This is a genomic window from Phormidium sp. CCY1219 (assembly GCF_055795085.1).
Map to the genome: position 1 here is coordinate 1 of NZ_JAYFEQ010000504.1, position 9,554 is coordinate 9,554.

Consider the following 9,554-nt stretch of genomic DNA (forward strand, 5'->3'; position numbering starts at 1 on the left):
CTGGGGAAACGCCGGAACAACCAACTGGGGAAACGCCGGAACAACCGACTGGGGAAACGCCGGAACAACCAACTGGGGAAACGCCGGAACAACCTAGTGAGGACATGCCACAGCAACCGACTGGGGAAACGCCACAGCAACCGACTGGGGAAACGCCGGAACAACCTAGTGAGGAGACGCCACAGCAAACCACGGCGGACATTCCAGCGCCACCCAGTGGGGAAACACCGACACTACCCGCACCGACAGAGGATTCTATACCGACAGGGCCGGTGGTGGGAACGCCTTTGGTTCCCGCAGAATTGCCGGAACCCGCGCCGCGATCGAACGGGGGAAACCCGGGAGAAGGGCCGACGGTACCCAGGGAACCGACAAGCGGGGGAAGAAGTGAGCCGATCGCGCCGATCGCACCGACGCCAAGCGCGCCTGCGGCGGGGGAGGGGGGAGTTGCTACGCCGGATGGCGGGATCGTCGCCGAGCGATCGCGGGCCATTTCGCAGTCAGAATTCTTACCTGCAGCGATCGCCACTGACGTTCTCACGGAACGTTCCGTAGAATCGCGCAATATCATTCCCGATCCGATGGAAATCAATGCCTCGTCCTCCGTGTCATCATCATCGCCAGAGCAAAGTACCCTTGCGGAACAAAACTTTACCCTTAGTACGGTGAGTCGCGCGGATATTGCGGCGCAACTGGATGCGGGCAGGGTGGAAGAAGCGGTGGGATTATTGGATATTTTTTATAGCGAGCAACTGGGGGATTATCTCGATCGCAATATTCGGCGCGATCTGAGAACCTTTAGCGCCTTGCAACAAAAAATTGTAATGAGAGCGCGACCCACAGGAACCAACCCGGCGATGCTCTATACCTTTGCGCGGGAAGGGCAATTAGATTTAGTGTTAGTGCCTCCGGAAGGTGAGCCGATTTACGAGAGTATCCAAGAGGCCGATCGCGAAAATTTGATGCAGGTGGTGCAGGAATTTCGGCGGGAAATCACCGACCCGAAGCGACGGTTTACCACCAGTTATCGTTCCTCGGCGAAGCAACTGTATGAGTGGATAATTGCACCATTAGAAGAACAACTGAAAGCGCGGGATATCGATACTCTAATTTTTTCGATGGATGAAGGATTGCGCGGGGTTCCCGTGGCGGCGTTTTACGATGGCGATCGCTTTTTGGTGGAACGGTACGCGATCGCTTTGATTCCCAGTCTCAATTTGACCGATTTGAATTATAAACCCCTAGAAAATGCGAAAATTTTAGCAATGGGAGCTTCGCAATTTACCGCACGCCCTCCATTACATGCGGTTCCGGTAGAACTGTCCAGCATCACTGAAGAGTGGCCCGGGGAATCTTTTCTCAATCAAACCTTTACCCTGGAGAATTTAAAGAACAAACGCGACTCAGAACAGTACCAAATTATTCACCTGGCCACCCACGCCGAATTTCTCCCGGGAGAGCCAAGTAATTCTTACATTCAGTTTTGGGATACTACCTTACCGGTTTACAAAATCCGCGAATTGGATTGGCACGAACCCCCGGTTGAATTGTTAGTGCTTTCTGCTTGTCGCACGGCGATCGGGGACAACCAAGCGGAGTTGGGTTTTGCCGGATTAGCGGTGCAGGCGGGGGTTGAATCCGCCTTAGCCAGTTTGTGGTATATCAGCGATGAAGGTACGGTGGCCTTGATGAATGAATTTTACCATCAATTGAATCAAAAATTGCCAAACGATGGCGAAGAATCTGGTATGGTTCCTATCAAAGCAGAAGCATTGCGCCACGCTCAGATGGCAATGATTGAGGGGGAATGGCAAATCGAATCGGGGCGTTTGATGGGGATGACGCCCCCGGAGGAAATCCCGCTTCCGCCAGCATTATCTCAGTTGGATAACGAAAATTTGCAGCATCCTTATTATTGGGCCGCATTTATCATTATCGGGAGTCCGTGGTAAACCCTGTGATGCTAAACTACGGGAATTCTGTAGGTATTTTTTATCAAGAGTTGATTGGGTAAAGTGTGGTAATTAGTTCCATCATAAAACCAGGGCAATTGTCAAGAGGCTGAAGAAATATTTATTCCCTTTTCTCGGGTCTTGCGTTCTTGTCATGGGGTTTAGGAGAGCAAATTTTGAGGGGCTGCGTCACATCGGAAGTAAAGGGGTTAATTTGCCCGATCGCCTGTAAATTTTTACGCAAAAAATGCTGCTACAAAAGGGGGGATACCCAGGTGAATAAGAGGGGTTGACGATAAAATTACCGCAGGGCGCAGATACGGTATTTTGCGGAAATAGGCTATCGCTACAAGCGCGATCGCAGGGTGCGAAATCCCCGATAAGTTGAAGCAGAAACGGCAGAGTTGTTGCACCCCAGGGCGGCAAAATTTATGTTGTTCGAGCTGCGGGTTTCTACCCAGAGAGGCATGACAAATGGTGAGGGATGTTTGTACGCTAGAAGAGATGGCGATCGCCACCACCGTCGCTGAAGAGGTTGCTTCGCCCAAACGGACGAAAAAATCCCGGCCAACGGTTGCTTAATAAGGGGCGTTTTGGCAAAGGACGTGTGAAATATGGCTGCGATAACAATCGGTTCGGATTCTTTAGTTAATACTTATACCGCTGACGAGCAAAAAAACCCAGTCGTCACGGGGGATAATGGGAATTTTACCATCGCCTGGGAGGGTGAAGGAAGCGAAGGGATTGGAATCTACGCGCAACAGTACGACGGAGAAGGAAATCCCGCTGGCAATTCGGTGCTGGTGAGTAGTGCCAATCAGCCAAAACAGGCGGCGATCGCCAGGAGACCGAATGGAGATGTTACCCTCGCATGGCAAAGTACAAGTGAGGGAAGTTCCAGCGAACTCTTTTTCCAGCAAGGGATGGCGGGGACGCCCACCAAAGTAGAAAGTGCCAGCGCGAATCCGCGAAATCCGGCGATCGCGATCCGTCCGAATGGTAACTTTACCTTAGTGTGGGAAAGCAACCTCAACGGAACCTCGGCAATTTACGCGCAACAGTATAACAAAAACGGAACTGCTCAGGGTAATGCAATCGTGGTGGATACCACCACCACCAACCAACAAGATCCGGCGCTCGCCATGCGTCCGAATGGGGAATTTACCATTGTTTGGCGAGGAGATACCGGCGAAGACGCGGCGGGGATTTACGCCAAGCAGTTTGACCAACAGGGAAATCCCGGAACCACCTTTCGAGTCAGCGAACAAACCGAGGGCGATCGCGCGAATCCGCAGATCGCGATTCGTCCGAATGGCAGTTACGCGATCGCGTGGGAAAGTAACAGTCAAGATGGGGACCAACTCGGGGTTTACGCGCGACAGTATGACAACCAAGGAAACCCCGTGGGGGGCGAGTTTTTAGTCAACCGCAACCTCACTGCTGGAAATCAGCAAGACCCGGCGATCGCGATGGCTCAAAACGGCAATCTAGCGATTTCCTGGTCGAGTATCCTCCCCGACGGAACCACTCACATCTATTTGCAGCAGTATGACAGTGCGGGCAATACCCGGGGACGGGAGTATCGCGTCAATTCCCAAACCGACGGCGATCGGGAAAATCCGGTGTTATTTCTCGACTCACAAGGAATCGGCGCGATCGCGTGGCAAAGCAATACCGGAAATGGCAACGGGTATGACATCTACGCCCAAAAATTCAACTTAGAGCCGAAAGTTCACTTTCCCCAAACCACCTATCAACTGAACGAAAGCGACAGCGGCGAAGATGCCACCATTACTCTCACGCGCTCTGGGGAACTTTCCGCCACTGCTACGGTAGAGGTACAATTTACCGATGGTACCGCTATCGGTGGTACGGACTTCGAGAATACCCCTCAAACCGTTACCTTCGATGCGGGTAGCGATACCGCCACCCTCTCGGTGCCGGTGAAAGACGATAGCGAGGTAGAAAGTACCGAAACCTTTACCCTCACTTTTGCCAATCCCACCGGCGGGCTGAACCTGTTTCAAACCACGGCCACCGTAGAAATCATCGATGACGATATCGCACAAGCGGGATTCAATGTATCTCCCTTGGAAGGCAATACCACAGAAGCGGGGGGCACCGCTGAGTTTACCATTGCCCTGGCCAGCGAACCCACGGCTAACGTTACCCTGCCTTTGGCCAGTAACGATACCAGCGAAGGCACGGTATCTCCCGCAAGTCTCACTTTTACTCCAGAGAATTGGAATGCGCCGCAAACCGTTACGGTTACGGGAGTGGATGATGCGATCGCCGATGGAAATATCCAATATGCCCTGGTCGCCGACCGGGCAAGCAGTGCCGACCCGAACTATAACGATATCGATCCGGTAGATGTCATCCTCACGAATGAGGATAACGATACCGCTGGGGTATCTATATCTCAATCCGACAACAGCACCACCGTGACCGAAGGCGGCAATGGTGACAGCTACGAGGTCGTTCTCACCAGCGAACCGACGGCAGATGTTACCCTGAATCTGACCTCCGACGGTCAGACGACCCTCGGCACCGAGGAAGTGACGTTTACGCCACAAAACTGGAATCGAGCGCAGGCGATCGCGGTAGAAGCGGCGGACGATACAGCAGTGGAAGGAGACCACAGCAGTACCATCACCGCCACGGCGAGTAGCGCGGATGCAAATTACGACGGCATATCCATCGAGCCGATAACCGCCACCGTCATCGATAACGATTCCGAACCTCAACCGCCTAGCGGGTCGGTGAATCTGATTCAACCGGTGGGCAATACTCTGGCAATGGAAGGGTTTGGCACGGATACTTACAAAATTGTGCTAAATACGCAACCCACGGCAAATGTGGAAATCGCAGTCGCCCCGGATGGCCAAACCACCACCGATGTAGAGCGGCTCACCTTTACGCCGGACAACTGGAACCAGTCGCAAACCGTAACCCTGACAGCGGTGGATGACAGCACATCCGATCCCCTTGCCCGCAGTGGGTTTGCTGGCACTCACACCAGTGCGATCGCTCATCGCGCTACCAGTGCCGATGCTAATTACAACCGCATCGACCTGCCCTCGATTGTAGTGAATGTCAGCGATAACGATAACCCGGGCATCGACCGCGCGTTTGCCGCAGCGGAAAATACCGCCGGCACCGACAGGGACGATCGCGTTACCGGATCTGCCGATACCGATATCGTCCACGGACGCGCCGGTAATGATAAGATAGAAGGATTCGACGGCAACGATATTCTTTACGGTCAAACCGGAGATGACGGTCTCGCAGGCGGCGCAGGGGATGACATTCTCTTCGGCGGCGAAGGTAACGATCGCGCCCGGGGTGAGGCCGGCAATGACGCGATATTCGGCGGCGAAGGCAGCGATCGCGTGTCGGGGGGTGACGGTGACGATCGCTTGTTCGGCGATGGCGGAAACGACCGCTTAGCAGGCGATGCCGGTGCGGATACTCTCACCGGTGGCGCGGGCAACGATGCATTTGCGATCGCTCGAGGCAGCGGCGGCTTTACATTAAGCGCGGCAGATGTTATCGTAGACTTTACCCCGGATGCCGATGTTATCGATTTGGGCGATTCCCTGACATTCGATGGCTTATCCATTTCTCAAGGTACCGACGAGCGGGCTAAAGATACGATTCTGCAAGACCCGGTGACTGGCGAGTATTTGGCGATCGTGCAAAATATCAATGCCACCGAACTCGATGCAGTTGATTTTGTGTAATCTCGCGTCCGCAGGCATAGCGGTCAAACCAATGAGTCGGTGTAGGCGCACAATTCGGCGACGATCGCGGGCAATTTCAATCCCTCGGTGGATAGGGTGAAATGGGTGGCAGTTTCCGAATGGGCGCGATCGCGATGGCCAAATTCGTCAAGCGGTTAGGCGACGGGGAATAACCTCCCCCTTTCCCCGGACATTCCTGGCGATTGGGGGCGATCGCATCTCGGGATTAATCACGGGTTCCCTGGTGGAAGGGAATGCTTTTCCCCAGACGCCGCCGCCCCACACCCTGGCGCGCCTCAGAGGCACCCGGGCTGAAATTCCCCCGAGTGCGATCGCGGCATTTGGTTCCGAGCCGGATTTCCGGTACAATAAAAGAAATAACAAACTTTGCGGTTTAAAATGAACCCGGAATCCACACTCAACCAACTAAAAGCCGCCTGTACCGACGGACAACTACCTTCTAGTTATGGAGTTTACTTTAAAAACACCTTAGTGGCCCTGTGCCACGCCCTCGAAGATCACATCCTGCAAACCAGTGCCCCGGACTCGGAGCAAAAACCCTTGGTCTTAGTCACCTTTCAGCGGGGTAAGTGGTATTTGCAAGAAGCAGAACGCTACTGGGACATCGCACAGCTTTCCCGGGAAGTTCTCATTTGTGCCATGCCCGATAGTGGATTCAATACCCATCGCACCAGTCAGCAGGAAAACGTCTCCTTGGTGGAGTTAGATGCCACGGATAGTTTGGTGAATGAATGGAATTTAATTATTGTTGCGCCAACTTACAAGGCGATGGTGCTGTGTCACGAACTCTCGGACGAGGAATATCTCCCCGAGGGCAAACCCGATGTGGATATGGAGCGCAAATTCTACGGGTTGTGGACCTTTGACCAAGCTCTGGTGTCGAAAACCTCGGAGATTTTAATCGAGCGGATTCGCCCGTACAACCCGGAACTGGCCGATCGCCTCCACCATCAGCAACAGGAGATTCAAGTCACGGTTGGGCCTCCCTTGGCAGATATGAGTGGGGTGGTGTCTCGGATTGTCACCTATTTGCAAACCTCGCAGCAGCAATTGGTGGCGGTAAACCGTCAAACCCGCGAACTGTGGGAGTTGGAAGGTCGCGCCGTGAAGGTGAGCCGCAACCTAAATGCCAATAAATTGCAAGCCTTTTTGCGAATGGCTCAGCGGGTAGACGAACGGGATGCGGCTAATCCGGTGGCTTCGTTGCAAGTGGCGGCCCTGTCGGAAACCCTGGGCCAATTGCTCGATTTACCTACGTTGCAATTGCGCCGCCTGCGCTTGGCGGGCCTGTTGTTCCGCATCGGGTTGGTGTCCGCACCCAATGAGGTATTTGCCAAAAACGCTCGCGATTTGGATGAGATGAGTCTGGCGGTTTGGCGCGATCGCGCTCGCACTGGCGCTCAACTCCTGATTGCTATGCCCGAATTGGCCCCGGTCCGCGATATCGTGGCGCACCATCTGGAATATTGGGATGGAAGCGGCAAACCCGATGGTCTCAAAGGGGAAGAAATCCCCATCGAAGCTCGCATCCTCGGTCTGGTCTCCTATTTCCAAGAACTCACCCAAGCGCGCGGATCCCGACAGGCGCGCAGTTTATCCGAGGCGTTAGAAAAATGTCAGCAACGCAGCGGTACCCGCTTCGACCCTGCTCTGGTGGAGACTCTCACTAATGTGGTGCGTCTGGTGGATATGGGCCTGATGCAGTTGCCCGATCGCCCCAGTCAACTTCCTAATGTTTGGTTGGAAGAATCCTCTGCCAATCCCGGAAAACAAGCGGAAAATCAAGGGTAAACCGGGTACAATGAATCCGCAAGCTATGGGGATGGATTTTATCCCCAGACGCCCAGAAAAGGCGCAAAAAGACCCCCCGCTCATTTCAAAACAGCCCGTGGCGGGGTAGCTTATAAAAGGCGTTTGCTAGACGGATTTGGGATGAGTCCGTGTCGGCGGACTTCCCCGGCATTCGCCATTTTCCCGAAAATTAGTATTTTAATTTCCTATCTATGACTCATTCGACTCTAGATATCAGCGCGATTCGACGCGGAAAAGTGAAAGACTTGCGCGACGCTTCCCTTGTGGGGGCGGATTTAGCCGGCGCAGATCTCGCCGATGCGGATCTGTCTCAAGCGAATTTAACCGGGGCGAATCTCTCCGGGGCGAATCTCTCTGGGGCTATCTTGCGCGCCAACCTGCATGGGGCGAATCTCTCTGGGGCGAATCTCTCCGGGGCGGATTGTCGCAACGCCGATTTGCGCGGCGCGCTGCTGAGCGATGCTACAGTCAAGGGGGCAACCTTTTCCGGCGCGTTCCTCACCGGCGCGATGTGTGGCAATTTGGACTTTAGCGGTGTGGACCTGCGCGGGGCCGACGTGCAGGGGGCGTCCTTGTCTCGGGCGACTCTGCAAGGGGCGGAATTGTGCAATGCCAATTTCTCCGGGGCGGACTTATCCCATGCGGATCTCGAAGAGGCGGACCTCAGCGGCGCAGTGCTGCGCGGGACGAATCTGACTGGGGCGAATTTACTCTGCGCGATCGTGGATTCTGCCCAGTTTGCCGGGGCATTGCTCGCCGGGGCCTGCGTGGAAGGGACTCCGTTAGACCACTGAGGGAGTAAGCTGTAAGTGGCTTGTCGTGCCTGTTTTGCCCCGCTTCCGGGGTTGGCTTATGGATCCCATAAGCATAACAAAACTTTACATTTCGTAATGAAACGTTATAATGGGAGCGTAGGCAAACATGCACAAATATGGTATCCGCTTTGTTTGGCAGCACACCATTTCAAAATCAAGCTGGCGACGCTCTCGTTAGTAAAGTGGCGGGAACCGCGATCGCTGCTCTATTTAAGCGATCGGAAAAAGTAGAGGCCAATGTCCGCGCCGAACCTGTAACGAAATTGTTGCAGGGCAGTGTCGATGGCTTTGATTTCATCGGCAAAGGCATGTTGATGTACAATGGCCTGCGAATTGATAATATGGAACTCTATTTGCAGGCGGTTGCGATCGACTTCGGCGCGATTTTCTCCGGTCAGGTGAAATTACGCCGCCCCACCAGCGCCAGCATGAGGGTGGTGTTGAGCGAAGATGATTTGACCACTTCGTTTAATACCCCGTTTGTGGTGGAAAAGCTGCAACGTCTCCAATATCAGGGCCAACCCCTGCATTTTCAAAATACCGATGTGACGCTCAATCCCGATAAAACCTTGCACCTGCAGTCCAAAGTTAAGGTGGGCGATTCCGATTCTCCCCTGAATCTGGATTTTACCGCTAGTGTAGACGTGCAAGACCGCCATAAAATCCAATTCGTCGATGTTACCTATGAGGGCGATGAGGAATCCGTGGCACTGGGGAAAGCGTTAATCGAACATGTTAACCATTTGCTCGACTTGGATAAGTTTGCTCTGGAAGGTACGCAACTTCGGGTTGACCGGGTGCGCCTCCAACGCAAAAATCTTGTGTTCTACGGGTCGGCTCATATCAATCAGTTTCCCTCTGGGAAGGGCGTCAATAAATAACGTTCGCAGCACGCCGCTGCATCACGTAGCGGTTCACCTTCCCCGATTAATGCAGTCTTTTTACATCTTAATATCTGAGGTCACATCCTCCCTCAATGCCGCGATCGCTCCTCACAGATTGTGGCTTTTGTGGGTTTTAGCAACACCCGCCGGGGATTAAAATCCCCGGCTAATGGCTCGAGTCGGTTAAAACTGAGATCTTGCACCAGTTGCAACACCCGACGGGGATTAAAATCCCCGTCTAACAGCTTACAGTCGGTTGAAACCGACTGAAATGCTTCTCTGATAACGTTTTCAGCCGGTTTCTAACCGGCTTTAGCTATGAGGCGT

6 protein-coding genes are annotated in these 9,554 nt (G+C 53.7%); 5 read left to right on the forward strand and 1 reads right to left on the reverse strand.

Annotated elements, in window-relative coordinates:
- Positions 1-1,952 (forward strand): CHAT domain-containing protein (locus AC0QH1_RS13265; protein WP_324631628.1); only part of this gene is annotated, 1,952 nt, incomplete at its 5' end.
- Positions 1,953-2,298: 346 nt separating this feature from the next.
- Here AC0QH1_RS13265 and AC0QH1_RS13270 read toward each other — a convergent pair.
- Positions 2,299-2,421 (reverse strand): hypothetical protein, encoded by a 123-nt coding sequence (locus tag AC0QH1_RS13270; RefSeq protein WP_324631629.1) that lies wholly within the window; start codon positions 2,419-2,421, stop codon positions 2,299-2,301.
- Between the two features lie 145 nt (positions 2,422-2,566).
- On the opposite strand from AC0QH1_RS13270, the gene AC0QH1_RS13275 reads away from it, so the two are divergent.
- The 4 genes from AC0QH1_RS13275 to AC0QH1_RS13290 all read left to right on the forward strand — a co-directional run bounded on the left by AC0QH1_RS13275 (position 2,567) and on the right by AC0QH1_RS13290 (position 9,224).
- Positions 2,567-5,695: a Calx-beta domain-containing protein gene (locus tag AC0QH1_RS13275; RefSeq protein ID WP_324631630.1), complete on the forward strand. Its 3,129-nt coding sequence runs from the start codon at positions 2,567-2,569 to the stop codon at positions 5,693-5,695.
- A gap of 399 nt (positions 5,696-6,094) precedes the next feature.
- Positions 6,095-7,507 carry an HD domain-containing phosphohydrolase gene (locus AC0QH1_RS13280; RefSeq protein ID WP_324631631.1) on the forward strand — a complete coding sequence of 471 codons (1,413 nt, stop codon included), beginning with the start codon at positions 6,095-6,097 and terminating at the stop codon, positions 7,505-7,507.
- 212 nt (positions 7,508-7,719) lie between these two features.
- Positions 7,720-8,322: a pentapeptide repeat-containing protein gene (locus tag AC0QH1_RS13285; RefSeq protein ID WP_324631632.1), complete on the forward strand. Its 603-nt coding sequence runs from the start codon at positions 7,720-7,722 to the stop codon at positions 8,320-8,322.
- Between the two features lie 137 nt (positions 8,323-8,459).
- Positions 8,460-9,224 (forward strand): LmeA family phospholipid-binding protein, encoded by a 765-nt coding sequence (locus AC0QH1_RS13290; protein ID WP_324631633.1) that lies wholly within the window; start codon positions 8,460-8,462, stop codon positions 9,222-9,224.
- The last annotated feature ends 330 nt before the right edge of the window (positions 9,225-9,554 follow it).

Bases quoted from the DNA above. Each gene is read 5' to 3' on its own strand.
- AC0QH1_RS13270 (WP_324631629.1), bottom strand. From the start codon at position 2,421: ATGCCTCTCTGGGTAGAAACCCGCAGCTCGAACAACATAAATTTTGCC.
- AC0QH1_RS13275 (WP_324631630.1), top strand. From the start codon at position 2,567: ATGGCTGCGATAACAATCGGTTCGGATTCTTTAGTTAATACTTATACC.
- AC0QH1_RS13280 (WP_324631631.1), top strand. From the start codon at position 6,095: ATGAACCCGGAATCCACACTCAACCAACTAAAAGCCGCCTGTACCGAC.
- AC0QH1_RS13285 (WP_324631632.1), top strand. From the start codon at position 7,720: ATGACTCATTCGACTCTAGATATCAGCGCGATTCGACGCGGAAAAGTG.
- AC0QH1_RS13290 (WP_324631633.1), top strand. From the start codon at position 8,460: ATGGTATCCGCTTTGTTTGGCAGCACACCATTTCAAAATCAAGCTGGC.